The organism is Variovorax sp. P2_H12, from assembly GCF_056403395.1.
Genome location: NZ_JBFUFO010000015.1, coordinates 112,484 through 135,399, shown reverse-complemented (window position 1 = coordinate 135,399; position 22,916 = coordinate 112,484). Strand labels below are relative to the sequence as shown.

General features: G+C 66.1%; 23 protein-coding genes and 1 pseudogene. 20 read left to right on the top strand and 4 right to left on the bottom strand.

Annotated elements, in window-relative coordinates; all coding sequences use genetic code 11:
* Positions 1-22: 22 nt before the first annotated feature.
* Genes AC1DYK_RS12915 through AC1DYK_RS12905 form a run of 3 tightly spaced genes read left to right on the top strand, consistent with a single transcriptional unit; the run spans position 23 to position 2,556 of the window.
* The gene (locus AC1DYK_RS12915; protein WP_478166670.1) at positions 23-775 is read left to right on the top strand and encodes an MBL fold metallo-hydrolase; all 753 of its coding nucleotides are present in this window, start codon (positions 23-25) and stop codon (positions 773-775) included.
* Between the two features lie 7 nt (positions 776-782).
* On the top strand, positions 783-2,060 hold the full coding sequence (locus AC1DYK_RS12910) for an MFS transporter (RefSeq protein ID WP_478166669.1): 1,278 nt from the start codon (positions 783-785) through the stop codon (positions 2,058-2,060).
* 34 nt (positions 2,061-2,094) lie between these two features.
* On the top strand, positions 2,095-2,556 hold the full coding sequence (locus AC1DYK_RS12905) for a methyltransferase family protein (RefSeq protein WP_478166668.1): 462 nt from the start codon (positions 2,095-2,097) through the stop codon (positions 2,554-2,556).
* A 244-nt stretch (positions 2,557-2,800) separates the two neighbouring features.
* Here AC1DYK_RS12905 and AC1DYK_RS12900 read toward each other — a convergent pair.
* Positions 2,801-3,421: pseudogene (locus AC1DYK_RS12900) on the bottom strand (tyrosine-type recombinase/integrase).
* A 173-nt stretch (positions 3,422-3,594) separates the two neighbouring features.
* The gene (locus AC1DYK_RS12895; RefSeq protein WP_478166667.1) at positions 3,595-4,578 is read right to left on the bottom strand and encodes an AraC family transcriptional regulator; all 984 of its coding nucleotides are present in this window, start codon (positions 4,576-4,578) and stop codon (positions 3,595-3,597) included.
* Positions 4,579-4,808: 230 nt separating this feature from the next.
* On the opposite strand from AC1DYK_RS12895, the gene AC1DYK_RS12890 reads away from it, so the two are divergent.
* The 11 genes from AC1DYK_RS12890 to AC1DYK_RS12840 all read left to right on the top strand — a co-directional run bounded on the left by AC1DYK_RS12890 (position 4,809) and on the right by AC1DYK_RS12840 (position 16,381).
* Positions 4,809-5,954: an FAD-dependent monooxygenase gene (locus AC1DYK_RS12890; RefSeq protein WP_478166666.1), complete on the top strand. Its 1,146-nt coding sequence runs from the start codon at positions 4,809-4,811 to the stop codon at positions 5,952-5,954.
* 28 nt (positions 5,955-5,982) lie between these two features.
* Positions 5,983-7,089: a porin gene (locus tag AC1DYK_RS12885; protein WP_478166665.1), complete on the top strand. Its 1,107-nt coding sequence runs from the start codon at positions 5,983-5,985 to the stop codon at positions 7,087-7,089.
* A gap of 636 nt (positions 7,090-7,725) precedes the next feature.
* Entirely contained in the window at positions 7,726-8,421 is a 696-nt protein-coding gene (locus AC1DYK_RS12880; protein ID WP_478166664.1) for an aspartate/glutamate racemase family protein, read from the top strand.
* Positions 8,422-8,529: 108 nt separating this feature from the next.
* A complete protein-coding gene (locus AC1DYK_RS12875) occupies positions 8,530-9,447 on the top strand; it encodes a LysR family transcriptional regulator (RefSeq protein WP_478166705.1) in 918 nt (305 codons plus the stop codon).
* Positions 9,448-9,622: 175 nt separating this feature from the next.
* Complete coding sequence (locus tag AC1DYK_RS12870; RefSeq protein WP_478166704.1) at positions 9,623-10,582, top strand: Bug family tripartite tricarboxylate transporter substrate binding protein; 960 nt, start codon at positions 9,623-9,625, stop codon at positions 10,580-10,582.
* Positions 10,579-10,983, top strand: coding sequence for a Zn-ribbon domain-containing OB-fold protein (locus AC1DYK_RS12865; RefSeq protein ID WP_478166663.1), 405 nt, complete (start codon positions 10,579-10,581; stop codon positions 10,981-10,983). The genes AC1DYK_RS12870 and AC1DYK_RS12865 overlap by 4 nt, the downstream gene beginning before the upstream one ends.
* Positions 10,980-12,140, top strand: coding sequence for a thiolase (locus AC1DYK_RS12860; RefSeq protein ID WP_478166662.1), 1,161 nt, complete (start codon positions 10,980-10,982; stop codon positions 12,138-12,140). The genes AC1DYK_RS12865 and AC1DYK_RS12860 overlap by 4 nt, the downstream gene beginning before the upstream one ends.
* Positions 12,141-12,184: 44 nt before the next feature.
* Positions 12,185-13,384 (top strand): CaiB/BaiF CoA transferase family protein, encoded by a 1,200-nt coding sequence (locus AC1DYK_RS12855; protein ID WP_478166703.1) that lies wholly within the window; start codon positions 12,185-12,187, stop codon positions 13,382-13,384.
* Positions 13,385-13,397: 13 nt separating this feature from the next.
* Entirely contained in the window at positions 13,398-14,366 is a 969-nt protein-coding gene (locus AC1DYK_RS12850; protein ID WP_478166661.1) for a Bug family tripartite tricarboxylate transporter substrate binding protein, read from the top strand.
* Between the two features lie 5 nt (positions 14,367-14,371).
* Positions 14,372-15,157, top strand: coding sequence for an enoyl-CoA hydratase (locus tag AC1DYK_RS12845; protein ID WP_478166660.1), 786 nt, complete (start codon positions 14,372-14,374; stop codon positions 15,155-15,157).
* An 828-nt stretch (positions 15,158-15,985) separates the two neighbouring features.
* Positions 15,986-16,381 (top strand): PaaI family thioesterase, encoded by a 396-nt coding sequence (locus tag AC1DYK_RS12840; protein WP_478166659.1) that lies wholly within the window; start codon positions 15,986-15,988, stop codon positions 16,379-16,381.
* Here the strand turns inward: AC1DYK_RS12840 and AC1DYK_RS12835 are convergent.
* Positions 16,333-17,418, bottom strand: coding sequence for an AraC family transcriptional regulator (locus AC1DYK_RS12835; RefSeq protein WP_478166658.1), 1,086 nt, complete (start codon positions 17,416-17,418; stop codon positions 16,333-16,335). The genes AC1DYK_RS12840 and AC1DYK_RS12835 overlap by 49 nt on opposite strands.
* Before the next feature lie 136 nt (positions 17,419-17,554).
* Between AC1DYK_RS12835 and AC1DYK_RS12830 the strand changes: the two genes are divergently transcribed.
* From AC1DYK_RS12830 to AC1DYK_RS12805, 6 genes are all read left to right on the top strand, one after another.
* On the top strand, positions 17,555-18,913 hold the full coding sequence (locus AC1DYK_RS12830; protein WP_478166657.1) for an ATP-binding protein: 1,359 nt from the start codon (positions 17,555-17,557) through the stop codon (positions 18,911-18,913).
* Complete coding sequence (locus AC1DYK_RS12825) at positions 18,906-19,280, top strand: response regulator (protein ID WP_478166656.1); 375 nt, start codon at positions 18,906-18,908, stop codon at positions 19,278-19,280. Before AC1DYK_RS12830 ends, AC1DYK_RS12825 begins: the two co-directional genes overlap by 8 nt.
* Entirely contained in the window at positions 19,280-19,699 is a 420-nt protein-coding gene (locus AC1DYK_RS12820) for an ATP-binding protein (protein ID WP_478166655.1), read from the top strand. The genes AC1DYK_RS12825 and AC1DYK_RS12820 overlap by 1 nt, the downstream gene beginning before the upstream one ends.
* Before the next feature lie 20 nt (positions 19,700-19,719).
* Positions 19,720-20,064 (top strand): STAS domain-containing protein, encoded by a 345-nt coding sequence (locus AC1DYK_RS12815; protein ID WP_478166654.1) that lies wholly within the window; start codon positions 19,720-19,722, stop codon positions 20,062-20,064.
* A 229-nt stretch (positions 20,065-20,293) separates the two neighbouring features.
* Complete coding sequence (locus AC1DYK_RS12810) at positions 20,294-21,181, top strand: patatin-like phospholipase family protein (RefSeq protein WP_478166653.1); 888 nt, start codon at positions 20,294-20,296, stop codon at positions 21,179-21,181.
* The gene (locus AC1DYK_RS12805; protein ID WP_478166652.1) at positions 21,178-21,303 is read left to right on the top strand and encodes a hypothetical protein; all 126 of its coding nucleotides are present in this window, start codon (positions 21,178-21,180) and stop codon (positions 21,301-21,303) included. Before AC1DYK_RS12810 ends, AC1DYK_RS12805 begins: the two co-directional genes overlap by 4 nt.
* Positions 21,304-21,340: 37 nt before the next feature.
* Here AC1DYK_RS12805 and AC1DYK_RS12800 read toward each other — a convergent pair whose 3' ends face one another.
* The gene (locus AC1DYK_RS12800; protein ID WP_478166651.1) at positions 21,341-22,819 is read right to left on the bottom strand and encodes a serine hydrolase; all 1,479 of its coding nucleotides are present in this window, start codon (positions 22,817-22,819) and stop codon (positions 21,341-21,343) included.
* Between the last annotated feature and the right edge of the window lie 97 nt (positions 22,820-22,916).

Sequence of the window (22,916 nt, the reverse complement as noted above, 5' to 3'; positions counted from 1 at the left end):
CTATCTGACACAGGAGACAGTTATGTTCTTCCGTCAACGCCCGGCTACCAACGCCACGCTCTCCTACCTGTTCGGCTGCGCCGGCAAGCAGTTGGCGGTTGCTGTCGATGTCGTGGCCGGCGATGAGGACTGGTTCATCGAGGAAGCGCAGCGGGCAGGCGCGCAAATCGTCCACGTCATCGACACACATGTTCACGCGGACCACTACTCGGGCGGGCCCGAGCTGGCACGGCGCATCGGTGCACCGTACTACCTGCACGAGAGCAACAAGGGGCGGCTGGGCTTCGACTTTTCGCCGCTGTGCGACGGACAACGACTGGAGGCAGGCAACGTCCTGGTGGACGTTATTCACACGCCGGGGCACACTCCAGACAGCGTGTGCCTGCTGGTGCGCGACCTGCGCCGCGGTGACGAGCCGTGGTTCGTCATCACCGGAGACACGCTGTTCGTCGGCGCAGTCGGCCGCCCCGACCTCGCGGGTCGCGAGCACGAGATGGCCGAGCAGCTCTACGACACGTTGCAGAACAAGCTACTGAGCTTGCCCAACGAGCTCGAAATCTACCCGGGGCATCAGGCCGGCAGTGCCTGCGGAGCAGGTCTGTCTGGAAAACCTGCATCCACCATCGGCTTCGAGAAGCGGTTCAACGCGATGTTGTCGATGTCGAAGGACGCTTTCGTTGATGCGCTGACGGCCGAGATTCCGCCGCAGCCGGCCGAGATGGCTCGCATCGTCGATGCCAACGTGCGAGGTGTCGTGGCCCCCGAACACGCCTGACCTCTCAATGCACTTCGGTATCCGCGTCAACCTCGGCCAGTTCCTGCAGCTGCTGCTGCAGGTGCTGCTCGTGGGCATGACCATCGGGATGATGCGCAATGTTGTGCCGGCGCTGGCCGAGGCCGAGTTTGGTGTGCCGCGCGGCTCGTTCATGCTGCTGGTAGCCTTCGTCGTCGCCTTTGGCTTCGTCAAGGGCGCGATGAACTTCGTCGCCGGGCGGATGGCCGAGCGGATGGGGCGCAAACGGGTGCTGCTGCTGGGATGGCTCGTGGCGCTGCCCATCCCTCCGCTCGTCTACTTCGCCACGAGCTGGTCGTGGGTGGTGTTCGCCACGGTCCTGCTGGGCATCAACCAGGGCCTGACCTGGTCGATGACGCAGACGGCGAAGCTCGACTTCACCCGAGCCGACCAGCGCGGGCTGGTCATCGGCCTGAACGAGTTCTCAGGCTATATCGGCGTCGCCGTGGCCGGCGTCATCACCGGTTACTTGGCGTCGATGCTAGGACCACGCCAGGGGTTGCTCTGGTTCGGAGCTGTCGTCATCGGGCTGGCGACTCTGCTGGCATGGTTGTCCGTGGTGGAGACGCTCCCCTGGGCCCACGATGAGGTCAAGCGTCATGCCAACTCAACGGCCCAGGCCCTGAGGCCTCGCTATCCGACGAACATAGCCTCTCAACCAACGACCCGCGAGATGTTCGCTCTCATGAGCTGGCGCGACCGCCGCATGGCGGCCCTCTGCCAGGCCGGGATGGTCGAAAAATTCGTCGATGCGTTGGTATGGGCCTTCTGGCCTGTCTACCTGCATCAACGCGGCGTGAGCCTGCCGGGCATCGGTTGGATTGTGGGCGTGTACGGATTCACATGGGGGGCAGCGCAGCTCTTCACCGGCAAGCTGTCGGACCGGCTGGGCCGACACCTACTCAATTCATGGGGCATGTGGATTTGCGGCGCCGGCGTTGCCCTAATGCCGCTGGGCGAGGGGTCAGCGTGGTGGAGCGCCGCAGCGGCCATCTCCGGTTTCGGCATGGCCATGCTCTACCCAAACCTCAGTGCCGCCGTCGCGGACATCGCCCATCCGAACTGGCGCGCTTCGGCCATTGGCATCTATCGCTTCTGGCGCGACCTGGGTTACGGCATCGGTGCGCTCGGACTGGGCGCGGCCGCCGCGCTGGGTGGCAGGCTCGAGAGCGCTTTCTGGTTCGTTTCCATCGCTATGGTCGTGTCGGGTGCGGTGCTCTACCGCTGGGGTGAGGAAACGCATCCTCGACTGAACCCCGCACATTGAAGTAGCCTGCGAAGCATTCAGAGACAGGAATTCCATGAATGCACTTGAACTGAAGGTTCCGCCCCCGGTCGTGGCGTTGGCTCTCGCGTTGGCGATGTGGGCTGTCTCTCGGCTCACGCTGACCTTTGAAGTCGCTCCCCCCCTGCGCATTGCTGTAGCAGTTGCCATCGCGCTCGTCGGCGGCGTATTCAGCGCCGCAGGCATCACCGCCTTCCGCCGGGCCAAGACAACCGTGAACCCAATGAAGCCCGAAACTTCCTCATCGTTGGTGACCACCGGCATCTACCGAGTCACTCGCAATCCGATGTACGTTGGGTTGCTCTTCGTGCTTGTCGGCTGGGCGGCGTTCCTTTGCGCGCCCTGGACGCTGGCTGGGCCGGTAGTGTTCACGGCCTACATGACTCGCTTTCAAATAGCACCTGAGGAGAGAGCCCTCATGTCGGCATTCGGTGACGTGTATGCCAGTTACAAGGCAAGGGTTCGCCGGTGGCTCTGAGGCCTTGGGCTTGCAGTCCCTGCTATGAAGGAGCCGGGTGGCAACGACGGCCGCGTGCGCTTCCGATAGCGCCTGCGCATGGGCCACCGGCGATAGGGCTGACAGCTGGAGCGGGCCGACCGCCAGAAGACGTGGAAGTGCAGCGCGCCGCGCAGTTACAAGTGGCGGTCACCTGCGAAGTTCCGCTCCTGGCCGCATTCTGCCGGAGAGCCGCCCGGTCCGGCGGTCCGGGCGGCCCACCGCTTCAGGCGTCGGTCTGCTCCGCAAGCTCCAACGCGTCTTTCACCTCAATGCCGAGATAGCGCACCGTGCTTTCAAGCTTGCTGTGGCCGAGCAGAAGCTGCACCGCGCGCAGATTCTTCGTGCGCCGATAAATCAGCGAAGCCTTCGTTCTGCGCATCGAGTGAGTTCCTTAAGTCGTGCTGTCGAGACCGATTTCTTCGACCCAGCCATCGACAATGCGGGCGTATTGCCGGGTCCCAATGTGGGGCGATTCGTGTACCCGGCTCGGGAAAAGGAAGTCGCCGGGCCTCAAGTGTGCCGTCGCAATCCACGTCTCAACAGCCTGGCGCGTCGGACCTGTCATCTCGACCTGAACGGGCTGTCCCGTCTTCTGCTGCATCACCTTCGCTCGAGCAGCCACGCGCTCGCCGTTTGAAACATCGCGGACGCGAAGCTGAACGAGGTCGCGCGCCCGAAGCTTGCTGTCGATTCCAAGGCTGAAGAGCGCAAGGTCCCGTACGCGACCTTGGAGCTGCAGGCGGACTCTGATGGCCCAGATGTCTTTCAGCCTGAAGGGGGTCTTCTGCTCAGCGAGCTTGCCCTTGTTCCACGGCTCGCGATGACAGGTCGAAGTTGCTTCCATGATGAGCTCCTGTAGGGATGGAGCGTCAGTCTGCGCCGGTAGGTGCAAGTGTTAGGGGGCTCTCTTCTTCGCGGCTGGGCCCACACCGGCTGTCCAGGTTTTCGGAAGCTGACGTTCGCCGTCGGGACCGAACAACAGAGAAGTGATCAACTACGCGGACTTCGCAGTGACGGCTATGCGTCACCGGTCTCGCGCGCCTGGATCTCCAGGATTCGCCTGCGGCGTTCCCGTTCGCGCCGCAGGTACGCGCTCGGCGTCAGGCCCGACCAGCGCCTGAAGGTACGCGCGAACACCTTCTCGGATTCGTAGCCGGCCTGCTCCGCGATTCGCGAAAGAGGCAACAGCCCGGCTTCGAGCTGCTCGGCGGCCAGTGCCATGCGGTGGGCCGTGAGATAACCGATGGGACTTTCGCCAACGAGCGCCTTGAAGCGTGCACAGAAGCGCGATCGCGACATCGCCGCTTCCCCGGCCAGTTGCTCCACGCTCCATGCCTGCTGCGGCGCGCGATGGATGCCCATGATCGCGCGCGCGATTGCCGGGTCGGTGAGCCCGCGCAGCCAGCCAGGATCCTGGGCCGCGCGGTGAGAGAGGCGTTCGCGCAGGATATTGACCAGCAACAGCTCGCCCATTCGGCCGGCCGACAGACGCCAGCCCGGGCGGCGGTCCAGCGTCTCCATGATCAGCGACTGCATGGTCGTGGCCAGACATCCGGCCATCGGCATCTCGCTCTCGCGGATGTGGATCAGCGGGGGAAGCATGCGGAAGACCGAGTGGCGGCAATACGCGGAGAACCACAGCAGGGCCGAAAAGATCTCGGTGGCTTCGCCAGCGCCGCCGTGACTGAAGACCAGCGGGTTCTCGTCCTTGGGCCCATCGGCATGCCGGGCGATGAGCTCCGAAAACGGCACCGGGGACACATCCGTCGCCGACGCAATGGTGTGTGCCACTCCCAGCGGCAGCATGGTGAGGTCGCCGCTCTCCACGCGGACAGGTACGGCGCCCTCCAGCCGAATCCAGTAGGGCGCGCCGCGAGACAGCCGGATCATCGCTCCGGGCACGCCGTCCGATTGCAGGGCCCATGGCGCGCCCAGCGAGAACCGGGCGGTCACTGCGCGTTCCGATCGGCAGATGGCGAGCACCTCGCTCAGGACGTCCACGGTTCACTGCTCCTGCTGCTTGTACGAATGGGTGGGATGAATCGTGCCTTTTTGCGGACTTCCGGCGGTTGAGCGTCACCGCCGCTTTCCGAAGAATCAGGCCATCCCGATCAACATGCGATGCCTCATAGGGAAGCGATCTTGACACATCGACCGCTTCCCCCGAGCAGCGTCCGCAAGCGGGCCGCCCCTTAGATCACGTCTCGCATACGAAACAAAAGGATAGAAGCATGGGTCAATTGAGAATCGGCATCGTCGGTGCCGGCATCGGCGGCTTGTCCGCGGCGAACGCCCTGCACCAGGCGGGCCACGACGTCACCGTCTTCGAACAGGCAAAGCAGTTCTTCCGCGTCGGCGCGGACATCAATCTCACGCCCAACGCGGTACGAGCGCTGGACGGACTGGGCCCGGATATCGCCAAGGCAGCGCGAGACTCGGGCGCCCGCCCCACCCACCGCATCAGCCGCATGTGGGACACCGGCGAGGAGACCTCGCGCCTGCCGATGAGCGACGAAGCCGAACGCAAGTACGGTGCACCGCAGTTGACCATCCATCGCGCCGACCTGCTGGCCGCATTGGCAGACGCGTTCCCGCTCGAGCGCGTCCGATTCGACAAGCGCGTCGAAGCCATCGAGGCGTCCGATGAAGGCGCAAGCATCCGCTTCAAGGATCAGAGCGAAGTAACAAGGCTCGACGTGCTGATCGGTGCCGATGGCATCCACTCCGTCGTGCGCAATGCGATGTTCGGCACCGAGAGTCCGCGCTTCACCGGCGTGGTGGCCTTCCGCGCCGTCGTGCCGACCGAGCGCGTCAAGAACGTGCCCAACATCGCCGCCTTCACGAAATGGTGGGGGCCGACGTCCGATAGCCAGATCGTGACCTTTCCGCTGAACCAGGGCCGGGACACCTTCATCTTCGCCACGACGGCCCAGGATTCGTGGCACGAGGAGTCGTGGACCACGCCTGGCAGCGTCGACGAGTTGCGCGGGTTCTACGCCCAATTCCATCCTGATGCGCGCGCACTGCTCGATGCCTGCGACGCCGTGCTCAAGACAGCGCTGTACGAGCGCGATCCGTTGCCGCGCTGGTCGAAGGGACACATCACGCTGCTGGGCGATGCCTGCCATCCGATGATGCCTTTCATGGCGCAGGGCGCAGGCATGGCGATCGAGGATGCGGTGGTGCTGGCACGCAACCTCGCCAACGTCGGCAGCCCATCCCAGGTGGAGCCCGCGCTTGCGAACTACGAGGCGATGCGAATCGAGCGAGCCAGCCGTATCCAGATCGGCTCTCGAGGCAACCAATGGCTCAAGTCCGGCGGCGACGCGGACTGGGTGTACGGCTACGACGCCTGGAAGAGCCTCCTGCCGCAATGAGTTTCCCAATCCCCTGAAAGAAAACTAAATGAAGAAGAGACTAGTGGCCGTGGCCGCTTGCACGGCCGCGAACTGGGCCTGCGCGCAATCGAGCGTGACCCTGTTCGGCGTGGTCGACGCCGCGGTGACCTACACCACAGGGTCAGGTCCTGTTTCAACCAGCAAATGGCAACTGACCAACAGCGCCAATACCTTCAGCCGCCTCGGATTCCGGGGCACCGAAGATCTCGGAGGCGGCTACGCAGCGGGCTTCTGGCTTGAAGCCGGTCTGATGAACGACACGGGCGCCGGCTTTGTCACCAACACCAACAACCAGGCCAATGGCAACACGCCGGGCAGCGGCCTGACTTTCAACCGGCGCTCGACGGTCAGCATTTCCGGCCCGTTCGGTGAAGTGCGCGCGGGTCGCGACTACACGCCCACGTTCTGGAACACCGCGCTCTTCGACCCGTTCGGAACGGGCAGCGGGATCGGCGCCAACCAGATCTACTTCTCCAGCCTCGGTGGCCTCGCCTCGCCGACCGGCACGCGTGCGTCCAACAGCGTGGGCTACTTCCTGCCACCGAGCCTGGGCGGCTTCTACGGGCAGGTGATGTACGCCATGGGCGAGAACAACTCGAATGCAGTTCTGCCAGGCCCCATCCCGCTTTCCACCAAGGACGACGGCGACTACGCCGGCGTGCGCGTGGGCTACCTCAACGGCCCGCTCAACATCGCTCTGTCCACAGGCAAGACGAAGTACGCCGTTGGCGATCTGCGCGTAACGAACGTGGGTGCCTGGTACACCTTCGAGTCCCTGATGAGCCTGAAGTTGATGGGTGAGTACTACGACGAATCACTGGGCTCGGTGAACGGCACGGGCGCACTGGTGGGCTTCATCCTGCCGATCGGTGCGAGCGAGATCAAGCTCTCGTACGCGCGCTACAAGCGGGAGCCCGCGGGCAACCTGCCGGACCCGACCTCATCGAAGATCGCGCTGGGCTACATCTACAACTTCTCGAAGCGCACCGCGGTCTACGCGACCGTTGCTCGGCTGACCAACAGCAATGGCGCGACGCAAGCGCTCGGCGGAGTAATGACCTCGCCGAACCATGCGTCGACCGGCACCGAGTTCGGAATGCGCCACGCGTTCTAAGGTGCATTGAGGCGCACGCTCTGCCAAGTCGATCCGGTCACAATTCGCAATTCCAGGTCAGCGCGATGTACCTGGTGCAGACTGGGCGCCTGATCGCTGTCGTCGATTCCGCCGCGGGGCTACGCACCGTCCGCACAGTCAATGCGGGCGGCTCCGTGGGAGAGATGGGCCCTTCCGCGCGATGCCGCGCAGTGCCCGCGTTCAGGCCGAGCAGCCGAGGCGCCTGTTGCGGCTCCACCGTGATCGACTTCAGGCCGGGAGCGCGAGCGCCCGGACTTGGCTGCTGCGGTGTATCGCCCCTTCGTCCACAAACTTGTGGACCGGCTCGATCAGTCCATTTCGCAGTTGGCGGCGTTGCTTCAGTGGATAGCGGCGCGTCGTGGCAGGTTCGGCGTCCCAAGGGCACCTGCCACTACACCTCCGGCTTTGCCGTTGGGCCGCGGGGCGCGCCGGCCGGCCCGCGCTACCTTCTCCCCTCGTCCGGTGTTGTACTTCGGGCGGCGCAACTGCAGGCGAGCCGCCGCCAGGCAGGCCCGCTCGAGCGGTGCCCCGAAAGTCAAATGGGGCGTTCACGAAGGTCCAGTGTCGTTCCGCGGCATGATCCCCATTCCGCCCATCCACTCTTCCACCATCCCCATGCGCACCATCGGCCTCATCGGCGGCATGAGCTGGGAATCCAGCAGCGAGTACTACCGCCTCATCAACCAGCAGGTGCGCGAGCGCCTCGGGCCGCTGCGCTCGGCGCAGTTGCTGATGCACAGCGTCGACTTCGGCCCGATCGAGCGGGCCCAGCACGAGGGCCGCTGGGACGATGCCGGCGCCATCCTCGAAGACGCCGCGCGCCGGCTCCACGCCGGCGGGGCGGAGTGCATCGTGCTGTGCACCAACACCATGCACAAGCTGGCCGATCGCATCCAGGCCGCGACGCCGCTGCCCTTCATCCACATCGCCGATCCGGTCGGCGCCGCCGCCGCGCGCGACAGCCTGCGCCGCGTGGGCCTGCTGGGCACCGCTTTCACGATGGAGCAGGGCTTCATGAAGGATCGGCTGGCGCGGCGGCATGGGCTGGAGGTGCTGGTGCCCGAGCCCGACGAGCGCGCCGCGGTGCACCGGATCATCTACGACGAGCTGTGCGTCGGCATCGTCGACGATGCCTCGCGCGACACCTACCGCCGCGTGATCGCTTCGCTGCAGGCCCGCGGCGCCGAGGCCATCGTGCTCGGCTGCACCGAGATCTCGCTGCTGATCAAGGACCAGGACAGCGCGCTGCCGCTGCTGGACAGCACCGCGCTGCACGCCGCTGCCGCGGTCGACTTCGCGCTGGCAGGGTAGGGCCGGAGGCCGGGAGAGCCCTGCGTCACCGACGCCATGGCCAAGCAGACGGCCGTGCCTGCACGCTCGCTAAGATCAACGTCGTGTGATGCAAGCGCGCGGAAGGCCATGCGATACGAACTCACCGATCTCCGCCTCTTCATGGCGATCGCCCAGGCAGGCAGCCTCTCGACCGGTGCTTCCGCCGTGCACATCACGGCGTCGTCGGCCAGCTATCGGCTCAAGAATCTCGAACATGCGCTGGGCACGCCGCTGTTCGTGCGCAACGCGCGCGGCATGGGACTGACACCGGCCGGCGAGGCCATGCTGACGCATGTGCGCGAGTTGTTTGGAGGTGTCGAACGCATGCACGAGGACGTCGGCCGGTTCGCCGCCGGACTCAAGGGGCACGTGCGACTGGCGGCCAACAGCAGTTCGTTGAATGGATTCATCACTCCCAGCCTGGGGCGCTTCCTGATGCTCAATCCGCACATCGACGCGGAAGTGGAAGAGCGGCAGAGCGAGACCATCCCTGCGGCGGTGTTCGCGCGAGAGGTTGATGTGGGAATCTTCGCGGGGTCGACCGATGTCGAAGGCATCGAAGTGCATCCCTACGCGCTGGACCGGCTCGTCATCGCCGTGCCGTCGAACCACCCTTTGGCTGGGCATGGCGAGATCAGGCTTGCCCAGGCGCTCGGCTTCAGCTTCGTCTGCATGAGCCGCAGCAGCAGCAACTTCATGTTCCTGCGGGACATGGCGCAGAAGGTGGCACGCCCCCTGTCGGTGCGAATGCACGCCCACAATTTCGATTCGGTGCTGTCGCTGGTCGACGCCGGCGTGGGCATCGCCCTGGTGCCGCGCAGCGTGGTCGCCACGTCGCCGGAGGCACGAGCGATCGTCGCCATCCCCTTGTCCGAGCACTGGGCGCTGCGCGAGCTGAATCTGGCCGTTCGACAGGATGCGCGCCTGCCGGCCTTCGCACAGGCGTTCGTGCGGTTCCTGCTGGACGACCCGCGCGTCGCTGCCACGCGAGAAGCTGCAAGCTGAGCACCGAGCCTTCTCTTTCAATTCTTCGAAAGCTTCCTTCGGAACTTTCGGATGGTGCGTTTGAAAGCTCATTCCTAGACTCCTTCCTGGTGACTGCCCAGGGCAGCCCGCACCGGCCCGGCCGGTGACCTACAAGGAGACAAAAATGGGATGGATCCTCACTCGCCGCCTGGCGATGCTGGTGGCTGTTGCCGGCCTGGCTTGCAGCGCTTTTTCTTCCGCGGCGCAGACCGTGCCCTGGCCTCAAAAGCCAGTCACGCTGGTCGTGGCGTTTCCCCCTGGAGGGATGACCGACATCGTGGGCCGGTTGCTCGCCAAAGATCTGTCCCAGACGCTTGGCCAGCCGGTCATCGTCGAGAACAGGGCGGGTGCGGCAGGGCAGGTGGGGACGGAATATGTCGCCAAGCGGCCCAACGACGGCTACACCCTGCTGATCAGCGCCACCGGACACGTCATCGCGCCGGCAACGCGCAGCCAGGTGGGCTATGACCCGGTCAAGGACTTCGAGCCGATCGCCGTACTGGCCAGGGCGCCGAACCTCCTGGTGGTCAACCCGGCCGTCCCGGCACGCGATTTCCCCGAGTTTCTCAAGTGGGCCAGGTCGCAGCCCAGCGTGCCCTATGCCTCCGCGGGCGTGGGAGGGTCCACGCATCTGGCCGGCGAACTCCTGCGCCACGAGGGGCGTGTGCCGTTGTCTCACGTGCCATACAAGGGCGCCGCACCCGCAGTCAATGACACCGTGGCCGGGCAGGTGCCGGTGGCCATCCAGGATGCCATGAGCGTGTCGTCCTTCATCGCCAACGGGCAGCTGCGCCCCATCGTCGTGACCAGCGCCGAGCGCAGCGAGGTGTTCCCGCAACTTCCCACGCTCATGGAGCTGGGCTACCGGGATTTCGACGTCTACACCTGGCTCGGCCTGTATGCGCCGGCTGGCACGCCTGAGCCCATCGTCGCCCAGCTCAATCGGGAGGTGAACAGGATCATCAACTCGCCGGAGATGACGCAACGGCTCAAGGCGCAGTACAGCGAACCCGGCGGTGTCCGCGGTGTGGCGCAGGTCCGCCGATACGTTGAACTGGAAACCGCCAAGTGGCGCCGGCTCGTTCAGATGACGGGCGTGAAGGTGTCGGAATGACGCCGGGTGTGAACGAGGCGCCAGGTCCGCCCAGCGGTACGGAGCATGCACAGGCCCGCTATTTCGAGCGGCTTGCCGAGGGCATCTTCCAGATTCCACGTTGCACGGAGTGCGGCCGGCCCCATTTCTATCCGCGCAATTTCTGTCCGCATTGCGGTTCGCTGGCGCTGGAGTGGTTCCTGCCGTCAGGGCGGGGCGTGGTGTACGCGACGACCGTGGTGCGTCGCATCGAAGGCGACCACACCGTATGCCTGGTGGACCTCGATGAGGGCCCGCGCCTGATGAGCCGCGTCGTCGAGTGGCCCGTGGAGCAGGTGTGCATCGGAATGCTTGTGCAGGCGCGCATCGACATCACGCCTGAAGGCCCGCTTCTCGTGTTCGTGCCCGGGGAGGCGTCATGAGCGCCGGTCATCGCGCAACGACGGCGATCCTCGGCACCGGGCTGGCCGGCCTCGGCCATGCGGGCGGCCGCTCCGAGCAGGAGATCATCGCGCAGGCGTCGTGCACGGCGGTGCAGCGCAGCGGCCTGGCGATGCGCGACATCGACGGACTCATCACCTCCAGCCTCACCTCGCCGTGGTGGACCCTGCGCATGGCCGAGTACCTGGGCATTCGTCCCCGGTTCAGCGACAGCACCATGTTCGGCGGTTCGTCGTTCATCGCGGATCTCAAGATCGCCTCGCTCGCCATCGCGGCGGGCGAGTGCGAGAACGTGCTCGTCTGCTACGGGGCCACGCCGCGCAGCGCGCCAAGCAGTTCCCGCATCCATCGATTGCGCGCGGAGCTCGACCCCCAGCCCTACGAGCATCCCTATCTGCCCTTCAATCCGGTGTCGAGCTACGCGCTGGCCGCGTCGCGGCACTTTCACGAGTTCGGAACGACGCGCCGTCAGTTGGCCGAGGTGGCGGTTGCCGCGCGGCAATGGGCACAGCTCAACCCGGAGGCCTTTTCGCGCGATCCGCTGTCCCTCGATGACGTGCTGGGCGCGAAGATGATCTCGGACCCACTGACCGTGCGCGACTGCTGCCTGGTGACAGACGGCGCCGGCGCGTTCGTGGTCACCGCCGCGCACCGCGCGCGCGACCTGCATGCCAAGCCGATCTACGTGCTGGGCAGCGGTCATGCGCATTGGCACCGGCAGATTTCCTGCATGGACGATCTCACGGTGACGCCGGCCGTCGACTCGGGACGCACCGCGTTCGCCGAGGCGGGCCTCGTCCCTGCCGACATCGACCTGGTCGAGTTGTACGACGCTTTCACCATCAACCCGATCCTGTTCCTCGAAGACCTGGGTTTCTGCCGCAAAGGCGAGGGCGGCGCATTCGTGGAAGGCGGGCGCATCGCCCCGGGCGGTGACTTCCCGATGAACACCAACGGCGGTGGCCTTTCCTGCACCCATCCGGGCATGTACAGCATCTTCCTCGTCATCGAGGCGGTGAGCCAACTTCGCGGAGATGCCGGCGCACGACAGGTGCGGGACTCGGAAGTGGCGCTCGTGCATGGCAATGGCGGGGTGCTGTCGAGCCAGGCCACCGCGATTCTGGCGAGATCGACGTGACGCAAGGGCTGCATCCAGCAACCTTCAAATGGAGTGAAACAAGCATGCTCGATCAGGCCCTCGATGGCATCAGGGTATTGGATCTCTCGCGGATTCTGGCGGGGCCATGGTGCACACAGAACCTTGCCGACCTGGGAGCCGAAGTCATCAAGATCGAGCATCCCGACCGCGGCGACGATACGCGGCAGTGGGGCCCTCCCTTCATGGGGGATGGCGAGGCGCGCATGTCCTCGTACTTCAGTTGCTGCAACCGGGGAAAGCGATCGGTGGCACTCGACTTCTCGACCGACTCGGGCGTGGACGCGGTGTTGCATCTGGCGCGCGATGCCGACGTGCTGGTCGAGAATTACAAGGCCGGCACGCTGGCCCGCTACGGGCTCGACCATGCCTCCTTGCAGCGGATCAATCCGAAGCTGATCTATCTTTCGATCACCGGCTTTGGCCAGACCGGGCCGATGGCGCAGAGGCCCGGCTATGACTTCGTGTTCCAGGGCATGGGCGGATTGATGAGCTACACCGGCCATCCCGATGGCGAAAGCGGTGCAGGCCCGTTGCGTGCCGGGGTGGCGGTGGTCGATCTGAGCACGGGCATGTATGCGACCTCGGCCGTGCTGGCGGCATTGTTCCAGCGGCAACGCACCGGCTGCGGCCAGTATCTGGACATCGCGCTGCTGGATGTGGCGGTCGCCTTCAATGCCAATCAGGCTGCGAACTATCTGATGTCTGGCGTCAGCCCGAAGCGCAGCGGCAATGCGCATCCGAACTGCGCGCCCTACGAGGTGTTCCGCTGCAGCGACGGACACCTCATCCTCGCCGTGGGCAACGACGCCCAGTTCCAGCGGTTCTGCCAGGTCTCGGGCGTGCCCGAACTGGCCGAGGATGCCCGGTTCGCGCGAAATGTCGATCGCATCGAAAACCTGACCGCGCTGCGCCGCCACCTGACGGCGTTGTTCCCGACGCGCACGCGCGACAGTTGGACGCGAGCCTTCGACGGCGCCGGCGTTCCCTGGGGGCCGATCAACAGCCTGGAAGAAGTCTTCGACGACCCGCAGGTGCGGCATCGGCGCATGGTGCAGGTACTGCGCCATCCGGTGTTGGGCGACATCCCGACGGTGCGCAATCCCATGCTCTGCGCATCCGGCCGACCCTCGACCGAGGTGCCGCCGCCGCCACTGCTGGCGGAGACGGGGGAAGCGGCCTGGTCATTCCGGCCAGGGACCGGTCGAGATCTTCTTTCGAAGTGAAAGACCTGGAGACATGAAGCGAAGAACTCTTGTCGCGTCGATCCTGGCCGGTGGCGCGCTGGCCCTGCCTGCCCATGCGCAGAACTATCCGAACAGGCCGGTGAGGGTCGTGGTGCCCTACGCGCCGGGGGGCACCACCGACCTGTTGGCCCGCATCGTCGCGACCCCGCTGGGTGCCTTGTTGAACCAGCCCTTCGTCGTGGAGAACCGGCCCGGCGCCGGTGGCGCGGTCGGGAGTGCCTACGCGGCCAGGGAGCCGGCGGACGGCTACACGCTGGTGATGGTGGTGGAGAGTTCGCATGCGGTGAACCCCAATGTGTATGCCAAGCCGGCCTACGATCCGGTCAAGGATTTCGCCCCCATCAGCAACATGGCCGACGTGCCCAATGTGCTGGTGGTCCGACCGTCTTTTCCCGCGGCCGATCTGCCGGCGTTCGTCAAGGAACTCAGGGCACATCCGGGCCGGTATTCGTTCGGCTCGTCCGGCAATGGCGGGCTGAGCCACGTCAATGGCGAATTGTTCAAGCATGTCAGTGGCACGCAGATGCTGCACGTGCCGTACAAGGGACTGGGGCCGGCCTTGACCGATCTGGTATCGGGACAGATCGATGCGGTCTTCGACAACATCCCTTCGTCCGCCTCGCTGATCCAGGCCGGCAAGATCCGTCCGCTGGCGGTGGCGGCGAAACAGCGGCTCGAGCTGTTGCCCCAGGTGCCGACCTACGCCGAGCTGGGCCTGCCGGCCGTGAACAACCCCTCATGGTTCGGCCTGGGGGCCCCGGCGGGCACGCCGCCCCAGATCCTGGATCAGCTCCATAAGGCGGTGCGCGAAGCACTGGGCGACCCCGGCGTCATCGCCGCGATCGAGAAGCTGGGCGCGATCCCGAGTCCGATGTCGCGTGCAGGGTTCGCCAGGCTCATCGTCGAGCAGAATGCCTTCTGGAAGAAGGTCGTCCGGGAAATCGGATTCGAAAGGCTTTGACACCCATGAATGAAGCGACTCTCCGCCATGCCGATGTGACCATCGACGACCAGGGCGTGGTGACTGTCACCATCCGCGATGCCGGATCGCTCAACATCCTCGGGACGCCGGTGATTTCGGACCTGATGCAGGCATTTCGCCGTCTATCGGGCGATGCCGAAGTGCGTGTGGTCATCCTGCGCGGGGCTGGCGACAAGGCGTTTGTTGCCGGTGCAGATATCAAGGAAATGGGCGCGCTGGACTCGGCGAGCGCACGGGTCTTCATCGACAACCTGCGTGAGCTTTGCGAAGCGATACGACAACTCGCGGTGCCTGTCATCGCCCGCATCCCGGGCTGGACCTTGGGCGGGGGCCTTGAACTGGCTCTCGCGTGCGACCTGCGCATCGCATCGACTGCGGCGCATGTCGGCATGCCGGAAATCAAGGTGGGAATTCCCTCCATCATTCATGCGGCCTTGCTGCCGCGGCTGATCGGCAATGCCCGCGCCAACTGGATGCTCCTGACTGGGGATTCGATCGATGCGACGCAGGCGCTGGCATGGGGTGTGGTCGACACTGTGGTGCCAGCCGAAAGGCTGGACACCGAAGTGGCTCGCGTGGCAGGTCAACTCGCCGCCTACGGACCCGCCGTGGTGCGCCAGCAGAAGCGCCTGCTTCGGCAATGGCAGCAGGAGCCGCTGGAGACCTCCATCCGCGATGGCGTGGGTGAGTTCGCAGCGGCTTTCCTCACCGGCGAACCCCAGCATTTCATGAAGGAATTCACCGACCGGAAGGCGGGCCGATCGGGTTAGGGACCTACTGCGCCTGCGGTCCGCTTGCGCGATGCCGAGCGCGCGAAGGCGCAGCTGAAGCGCACGTGCGAAAAGCTCGGCGCCGTCGATCTGCGCAGCTAGCGCAGTCGTCCTGTCGTGATGGCGTGCTTCAAATCCTGAATCGATGGTGAGGGTCCTCCGAAATCTCCACCGTCGGCCATGTATCGAGACCCGCCATCGGCACTCTTCAAAAGCAGCGTTTCGATGACATCGATCGCGATGATCGTGCCCCCCACGGCCGGGAATGCTCTGCCAATCACGCCCCAGCGCCCACACGGCTCCGCCCGTCATCCGTGCGGCTGTGTGGTTCCAGTGGTCGTCGGACACTCGGTCTTCCTTCAAACGAATCGAATTGACGACCACGGCGCTTTGCGTCAGTCGCCGATTGAGCCGATTGAATTCATGTTCGAGTCGGTCTTTGAGCTCGTTTTCGGGGTATGGGTCCTGAGCATTCCTGATGCATTTCAAAAGCTCGTTCTGAAAGGCGAAATTGTTCATGGCGTATCTCCCTTGTCTTGTTGCCGCGCAAAGAATAGACGGCGACTGGGCCCGTGCCGAGATGCGATGATTCTCAATTTTCATCGCGGCTTTTCCGTCACGCCCCTCGCGCTTGCAGATGTTGGACACCATCCTCAGCACGCTGTCGTCGAAGCCGCCGAGCCGTCGGGTGCGGCCCTGGCCACGCGCTCTGGGGGGGGCCAGCGCCCGTCGTTCGGTAGGCGCCGCACCCCGGCCCGTAGTCTGAATTTCCATCGAACGCGCCGTTGGTGCCGCTGATGTCCAACCTCAGGGTGCAGAATCCTTCCAATGAACCACCCCTACGCAGACCTCATCGGCCTCATCGTTGAAGAGCAGCGTGCCGGCTTCAGCCAGTGCACGCTGCAGGTCGAGGAGCACCACCGCAATCCGCACGATGTCGTGCATGGCGCCGTCATCTTCGCGCTCGCGGACACCGGCATGGGCGTCGCGCTCTACCCGACACTGGCCGAAGACGAGATCTGCGCCACGATCGAGGTGAAGATCAACTACTTCAAGCCCGTTGCTGCCGGCCTCATCAGGTGCGTCACTGAACTCGTCAGCCGAGGCAGGACCATCGCCAATCTCGATTCGAGGATCTTCTCTGGAGACACCCTGGTCGCGCAGGCCAATGGCAACTACTCCATCTTCATGCCGCGCAAGAACGCGGGTTCTGTCGCGCGATAAGGCGCGGGCGCGGCCTCAGGGGCCCGTGGCGTCGTCTTCGCCGGCTCGACGCCGTTGCCGAGCCGGTAGTCGGCCGGCGTCTTCCCGGTCCAGCGCTTGAAGGAACGAAAGAAGGAGTTGGGGTCGACGAAGCCGAGCAGGTAGGCGATCTCGGTCAGGCTCGCGCGGCCGGCCGCGAGGTAGCGCCGCGCCATCTCGAGGCGGGCTTCGTCCAGCAGCGTGCTGAACTGGACCCCCTCGCGCGCCAGCCGGCGCTGCAGTGTGCGCTCGCTGACGAACAGCGCGCCGGCCACCTGGGCGATGCTCGGCACATCGCCGTGCAGCAGTTGCCGCAGCGCCTCGCGCACCGCATGGGCGGTGTCGCGCGGGGACCGGTGGGCCACCAGGTCGCGCTCCGCGGCATCCTCGAACAGGGCGGCGACGGTCGGATTCGCGCTGACCAGCGGCAGGTCCAGGTCGCTGCGGCGGAACACGATCGCGTCGTGCGGCTGGCCGAACAGCACCGGACACGAGAACACTTCGGCATAGCGCGCGTGATAGGGCGGCGGCTCTCCGATCAGCGTCAGGCGCACCGGCGTGATCTCGCGCTCGGTGAACAGGCGGCCGAAGTTCAGCAGCGTCCCCATCTGCAGATCCATCCGGCAGCGGCTGTACGGGCGCCCGGGGCCGCCGTAGCGAACGCGCACCGCGGTCTCGTCGGCGTCCGGCACGATGTCGAGTTCGCAGGCCGACACCAGGGCGTTGTAGCGCGCGATGCGCGCCAGCGCCGCCCCGAAGCTGCTGCAGGTCATGGCCGAGAAGCCGACCACGCCGAACAGTTCGGGTCGCATCGGCTGCATGCCCAGCGCCAGCCCGACGGCCGGATCGCCGATCCGTTCGTAGGCCACCGTGAAGAAGCGGTCCGCCTGTTCCGCGCTGAGCGGCTTGCGCAACGCCTCCGGCGACAGCCCGGCCTGCACCGCGAGCGCTGCGAGGTCGATGCCGGCCTTCTGGATGCCGGCGAGCATGTTGAACGGCAAGGCGGCGGTGGGCGTCACGAGGTCGGTCCTTCGATGAATTGCGGTGTCCGTTCCTTGGCGCGTTCGGCAAGTGAGATTGGCGGCTGCGGACAGTTTTTCAGCCCGGGCGCAGCTTAATCTGCAAACGAAAGAAAACACAATTATTACTTTTTGTATGGTTCCCACGGCTGAAGCTGTTGCGGGCGGGCCTGGCGCGCGCAAGACCCATCCGATCGTCGAGCTCGACTACGGCGTGCGGCGCTGGGCCAACCTGCTGGTCCTGGTGGTGCTGGTGTCGCACTTCCTCGAGCGGCCGCCGCCGCCGTGGGCCTGGGCGGTGCTCGTCTTCCACGGCTTCCTGTGGGCACCGCTGGCACGCTGGGTGGCGCGCCGGGCGCCCGACAGCCGCCAGGCCGAGCATCGCAACCTGATGGTCGACGCGCTGTTGTTCGGTGTCCTGAGCGGGCTGGTGTCCTTCTCGCTGTGGCCCAGCACGCTGATGCTGAGCTCGGGCCTGCTGTCGATCCTGAGCCTGGGCGGGCCGCCGCTGGCACAGCGCGGCTTCGTCGCCTGGCTGGCCGGGGCGTTGCTGGGCGCGGCCGCCAACGGCTTCGATCTGCAGCTGCAGTCATCGCTGCGTACCGCGCTGCTGTCGGTGGTCTGCTTCGTGCCCTACCTGCTGATGTTCGGCGTCCATTCGTATTCGCAGTCCCAGCGCGCGCTGGCGGCGCGGCGCGAGGTGATCCAGCGCAACGAGCAGATCACGCTGAAGAACCGGCAGCTCGAACTCGCGCGCATGCTGGCCGATTCGGCCAACCGGACCAAGAGCGCCTTCCTGGCCAACATGAGCCACGAGCTGCGCACGCCGCTGAACGCCATCATCGGCTACAGCGAGCTGCTCGAATCGGAGTTCATGGACATCGGCGAGGCCGACCGCGTCGGCGACGTGCAGAAGATCCGCAGCGCGGGCATGACGCTGCTGGCCATGATCGAGGGCGTGCTCAACCTCTCCAGGATGGAGGCCGGCCAGGCGGAGGTCTTCAACGCGCCGTTCCGGCCCGACGAACTGGTGGCGGACGTGGCGCAGGAGATGCGCGAGCAGATCGAGCGCAACGGGAACGTCTTCAGCCTGTTCTGCGACGTCCCGCCGCTGCGCCTGCTGGGCGACGCGGAGAAGATCCGGGAGATCCTGGCCCATCTGCTGTCGAACGCCGGCAAGTTCACGCGCGACGGCGAGGTCGTGCTCAACGTCCGGCACGAGCCCGAGACCCAGCTGCTCGTGATCCAGGTGAACGACAACGGCATCGGCATCGCCGGCGCCCAGCGCGAGCTGCTGTTCCGCGCCTTCGCGCAGGCCGACAGCTCCACCACGCGCCGCTTCGGCGGCAGCGGCCTGGGCCTGGCGATCACGCGCCACTATTGCGAACTGATGGGCGGCACGATCGACGTCGACAGCCAGGTCGGCGCGGGCGCCCGTTTCGTCGTTCGCGTGCCGGCGCCGGTGGCTGCCAGGAGGGGCCTGGCCCATGCCTAGGATCCTGATCGTCGAGGACAACGAGATGAACCTCGACATGCTGTCGCGCCGGCTGTCGCGCCAGGGCTTCCAGATCTCGGCCGCCACCGACGGCGCGCAGGCCGTGGCGCTGGCCGCGAGCGCCGCACCGGACCTGATCCTCATGGACATGAGCCTGCCCGTGATGGACGGCTGGGAGGCGACCCGCGTTCTGAAGGCCGATGCGGCGACCCGGGCGATCCCGGTGATCGCGCTCACGGCGCACGCGATGTCGGGCGATCGCGAGCGCGCCCTGGCCGCCGGCTGCAACGACTTCGACACCAAGCCGGTCGACCTGGCGCGGCTGATGGACAAGATCGCGCGCGCACTTCAGCCGAAAGAGCCTTGATGAACAGGCTCAGCATCACCCGCGCCGCCACGCTGGACAACCTGCCCGATCTGCTCGCCGTGGCCGACCAGGCCTGCCGGCGCGCCGGTGCCAGCCGCGAGGTGCGCGACGAGGTCCGGCTGGCGGTCGAGGAGGTCAGCGTCAACGTCATCACGCACGGCTACGCCGATGGCCCGCCGGGCCCGATCACGCTGGCGTGCGACTGGGAAAGCTGTCCGATGACGATCGAGATCGCCGACCGCGCGCGGGCCTTCGATCCGGACGCGCTGGCCGCGCCCTCGCTCGACGCCTCGTGGCAGGAGCGCCCGATCGGCGGTCTCGGCTGGCACCTGGTGCGCCAGATGGTCGACGAGGTGCGCTACCGGCCGGACCCCGAGCGCGGCAACCACCTGACGCTCGTCAAGCAGATCCGCCCCTAATTCAGTTCAGAGGAGTTCGCATGCAGATCCACATCACCCCCGGCGACGTCACCATCGCGGCCATCAGCGGCAGCGTCGACAGCCTCACCGCCGAGCACCTCATGGCGGCGCTCGGCAAGGCGGTCAGCGAACAACGGGTGCGGCTGGTGGCCGACTTCAGCGAGGTGGTCTACACCAGCAGCGCCGGCCTCAGGGCGCTGCTCGCGACCCTCAAGGACGCGCGGCGCCAGGGCGGCGACTTCCGGCTCGCGGGCGTCCAGCCCGGCGTGCTGCGGGTGCTGGAGCTGTCGGGCTTCACGAGCATCCTGAAGCTCTACGGCGACGTCGGGTCCGCAGTCGCCAGCTTCGACGCCGAAGTGCAATGACACCCACCCCCGTTGCTTGCTCACTTCGTGTAGCCGCCCGGAGTCGCTGCCCGAGGCAGCGGCTCTTCGAGTCCGTCCAAGCCTGCGCAGGCAGGCTTGGAGCCGCGGCCCTCAGCCCCCTCGAGGGGGCAACACCAGCGGCCCGGCAGAGCCGGTTCCGCGGTGTTCCTGGCTTCGGTCCTGCGATGTCATGCGGCGTGGATCGAACCACGCGCGGTGGAGAACTGCGATGAAATCATCCGAATCCGCGCACGGGCGCAAGCGCATCGCGCTGGTCATCGGCTCGGGCAGCGTGAAGTGCGCCGCTGCCATCGGCATCCAGACCGTGCTCAAGCGCGAAGGCTTCGAGCTCGACATGGTGGTGGGCTGCAGCGCCGGTGCGATGTATGCGGCCGTGATGGCGGCCGGGCACGATGCGGACGTGGCGGCCGACATGACGCGCCGGCTGTGGACCAAGGAAGTGGCGAACAGGCGCAACACCCGGTCGCTGCTGCAGACCGTGGCGCCGCGCTGGCTGCGCTTCGACAAGGCCACCTATGGCCTGCGCGACGACCGGATGATCATGCAGCGGCTGCAGAGCGCCTTCGGCGACACCCGCATCGAGGACCTGCCGACGCCGCTGCACGTCACCGCCACCGACCTCGCCAACGGCGAGCAGGTGGTGCTGTCGTCGGGCCGCCTGGTGGATGCGGTGCGCGCCAGCATCGCGCTGCCGTTCGCCTTCTCGCCCTGGCGCATCGGCGACAAGCTGCTGATCGACGGCTTCCTGTCCGACCCGCTGCCGATCGGCGTCGCCATCCGGCAGGGCGCCCACGTGATCGTGGCGGCCGGCTTCGAGAGCCCCTACCAGTCCAGCATCCATTCGGCCGGCCGCTTCGCCTTCCAGCTCAGCGCGATCATGTCGAACAACCTGCTGAAGTCGAACTTCGCCTTCCACAGCCTGGCCCACCACAGCGAGATCATCCCGATCATTCCGCGCTTCGAGCAGCGCGTGCGGCTGTTCGACACCGACAAGATCCCCTACATCATCGAAGCCGGCGAGCGCGCCGCCGAGGAGCAGCTGCCGTACCTGCGCGAACTGATGCGGCAGAGCCCGGAGCCGGCGGAAGTCGCATGAAGCAGGGGCCTCCCGGGCCGCCGGAGCACAGGAGAAAGCCGAAGGTGGCGGTGGTGATCGGGTCGGGCGGACTCAAGTGCGCCGCCGCGCTCGGCGTGCTCAAGGTGCTGCAGCGCCAGTGAACGCCACCGCCGTCGCGCCGGCTGCAGCGCAGCGGCGTCACAGCTCGACGCGCGTCAGCAGATAGACGCCCTCGGGCCCAGCGATGCGCAGACGGCACCGGCCAGCCTCGTCCGTTTCGAACGCGTAGACCCGATCCGGGAACTGCGCAATCCTGAAGCGGGAGGCTTTGTAGGGCACGAGTTCTACGTCGGGTGTGCCCGGAAAGCACAGATAGAGCCGCGCACCGTCCTTGACGCCGACCTGCCACTTGACGCCCGACGCGGTTTCGAATGTGCCGCACAGGTCCAGCAGGACGTCGGCTGTCGGGTGGGGCACGACGCGGGTGAATGTCGCCTCGGCCTGGTCGAGCACCATGTGCAGCGCGCCGATGTCGCCCTGCGGATCCGTGGTGAAGTTCAGGGACCACTTGCCTCGGAGCTCGTCGTCGGGGGTGTCGAATCGGTCGTAGTGCACGTGACCGAGTGCCAAGTCCGCAGCACGGAACGCGAAGCGGAGCCCTTCGGGGTCGTGGCGGATCACAGTCCGTCCATAGGCCGGATGCTCGTACTCACCGACATACGCCGTGAGCGGGTGCGAGGGCACGGTGCCTGGTATGCGCTCGTTTCCCGCGCGTTGCCGTGCCTGGGTCATGCCTGTGCGGAAGGCCTTCTTCACGGCAAGCCAGCGTTCGTGCCACGGCGTTGGTGCCAGGCCGAGCAGGCGCTCGACGGCCTGGTAGGCGATGGTGTCGCGCAGGACCCCGAAACTGTCGCCGATCACGAACGTCACCACTCCGATGCGTTCGTGCGGCAGCAGCAGGACCTGGGACGTGACCCCATCGAGCGACCCGCCGTGGTAGCTGATGAGATGGCCGCGGTACACGGCGGTGTGCCGCCCCATGCCATAGGTCACATTCAGGATTTCGCGCCACCCCCGCGTCAACGCCAGCGTGTTGGGCAGCGCCATGGCAGGTGCCATTGTTTCCTGGACAACCTGCCGGGGGACGATCTGTCGCTCGCCCATGCGACCGTCGTTCATCAGGAGTCGCAGCCACTTGGACATGTCTTCCAGAGTGGAAACCATGCCGCCCGCGGCGCTTGATCCGCTCAGTTGGTCTTCATCGGGCAACCGCAGGAGCTCTTCGGAATCCCGCTTCTCGATATAGGGCACGGCCCGGTCGGTGCTCGCCAGCAGCGCGGCGTGCGAGAACAGGGTTTTGCCCATCCCCGCCGGTTCGAGCAGATGGTCCCGGACAAATGCGGCCCACGGCTGCCCCGAGAGCAAATGGATGATGTGGCCGACCGCGGCATACATCAGGTTGTTGTAGATGAAGCTCTGGCGCAGGGTCTCCACCGGCCGCAGGTGGCGCAGCCGCTCGAAGATCTCGGCGGGTGTGAGCGGAGACTTGTTCCACACGCTGTCGTGCCGATGGATCCCGTAATCCTCCTTGGGGCCTTCAGCCACGGTGATCCTTGTCGAAACTCTTGGGCTGGCGCCGGAGGTCCGGTCCTGGCCGAACCCGGCTGTGCGGCGCATTCTGCCTGCTCCACCCTTTCCTGGGTCGCGTCTGGGTGGAGTAGGCGCCACCCAATCGGCAGCGCAGCCGATCATCAGCGCCACGCAGCGCCTGCCT

Coding starts and splice junctions, on each gene's coding strand:
- AC1DYK_RS12915 (WP_478166670.1), top strand. CDS start 23: ATGTTCTTCCGTCAACGCCCGGCTACCAACGCCACGCTCTCCTACCTG.
- AC1DYK_RS12910 (WP_478166669.1), top strand. CDS start 783: ATGCACTTCGGTATCCGCGTCAACCTCGGCCAGTTCCTGCAGCTGCTG.
- AC1DYK_RS12905 (WP_478166668.1), top strand. CDS start 2,095: ATGAATGCACTTGAACTGAAGGTTCCGCCCCCGGTCGTGGCGTTGGCT.
- AC1DYK_RS12890 (WP_478166666.1), top strand. CDS start 4,809: ATGGGTCAATTGAGAATCGGCATCGTCGGTGCCGGCATCGGCGGCTTG.
- AC1DYK_RS12885 (WP_478166665.1), top strand. CDS start 5,983: ATGAAGAAGAGACTAGTGGCCGTGGCCGCTTGCACGGCCGCGAACTGG.
- AC1DYK_RS12880 (WP_478166664.1), top strand. CDS start 7,726: ATGCGCACCATCGGCCTCATCGGCGGCATGAGCTGGGAATCCAGCAGC.
- AC1DYK_RS12875 (WP_478166705.1), top strand. CDS start 8,530: ATGCGATACGAACTCACCGATCTCCGCCTCTTCATGGCGATCGCCCAG.
- AC1DYK_RS12870 (WP_478166704.1), top strand. CDS start 9,623: ATGCTGGTGGCTGTTGCCGGCCTGGCTTGCAGCGCTTTTTCTTCCGCG.
- AC1DYK_RS12865 (WP_478166663.1), top strand. CDS start 10,579: ATGACGCCGGGTGTGAACGAGGCGCCAGGTCCGCCCAGCGGTACGGAG.
- AC1DYK_RS12860 (WP_478166662.1), top strand. CDS start 10,980: ATGAGCGCCGGTCATCGCGCAACGACGGCGATCCTCGGCACCGGGCTG.
- AC1DYK_RS12855 (WP_478166703.1), top strand. CDS start 12,185: ATGCTCGATCAGGCCCTCGATGGCATCAGGGTATTGGATCTCTCGCGG.
- AC1DYK_RS12850 (WP_478166661.1), top strand. CDS start 13,398: ATGAAGCGAAGAACTCTTGTCGCGTCGATCCTGGCCGGTGGCGCGCTG.
- AC1DYK_RS12845 (WP_478166660.1), top strand. CDS start 14,372: ATGAATGAAGCGACTCTCCGCCATGCCGATGTGACCATCGACGACCAG.
- AC1DYK_RS12840 (WP_478166659.1), top strand. CDS start 15,986: ATGAACCACCCCTACGCAGACCTCATCGGCCTCATCGTTGAAGAGCAG.
- AC1DYK_RS12830 (WP_478166657.1), top strand. CDS start 17,555: ATGGTTCCCACGGCTGAAGCTGTTGCGGGCGGGCCTGGCGCGCGCAAG.
- AC1DYK_RS12825 (WP_478166656.1), top strand. CDS start 18,906: ATGCCTAGGATCCTGATCGTCGAGGACAACGAGATGAACCTCGACATG.
- AC1DYK_RS12820 (WP_478166655.1), top strand. CDS start 19,280: ATGAACAGGCTCAGCATCACCCGCGCCGCCACGCTGGACAACCTGCCC.
- AC1DYK_RS12815 (WP_478166654.1), top strand. CDS start 19,720: ATGCAGATCCACATCACCCCCGGCGACGTCACCATCGCGGCCATCAGC.
- AC1DYK_RS12810 (WP_478166653.1), top strand. CDS start 20,294: ATGAAATCATCCGAATCCGCGCACGGGCGCAAGCGCATCGCGCTGGTC.
- AC1DYK_RS12805 (WP_478166652.1), top strand. CDS start 21,178: ATGAAGCAGGGGCCTCCCGGGCCGCCGGAGCACAGGAGAAAGCCGAAG.
- AC1DYK_RS12800 (WP_478166651.1), bottom strand. CDS start 22,819: ATGCGCCGCACAGCCGGGTTCGGCCAGGACCGGACCTCCGGCGCCAGC.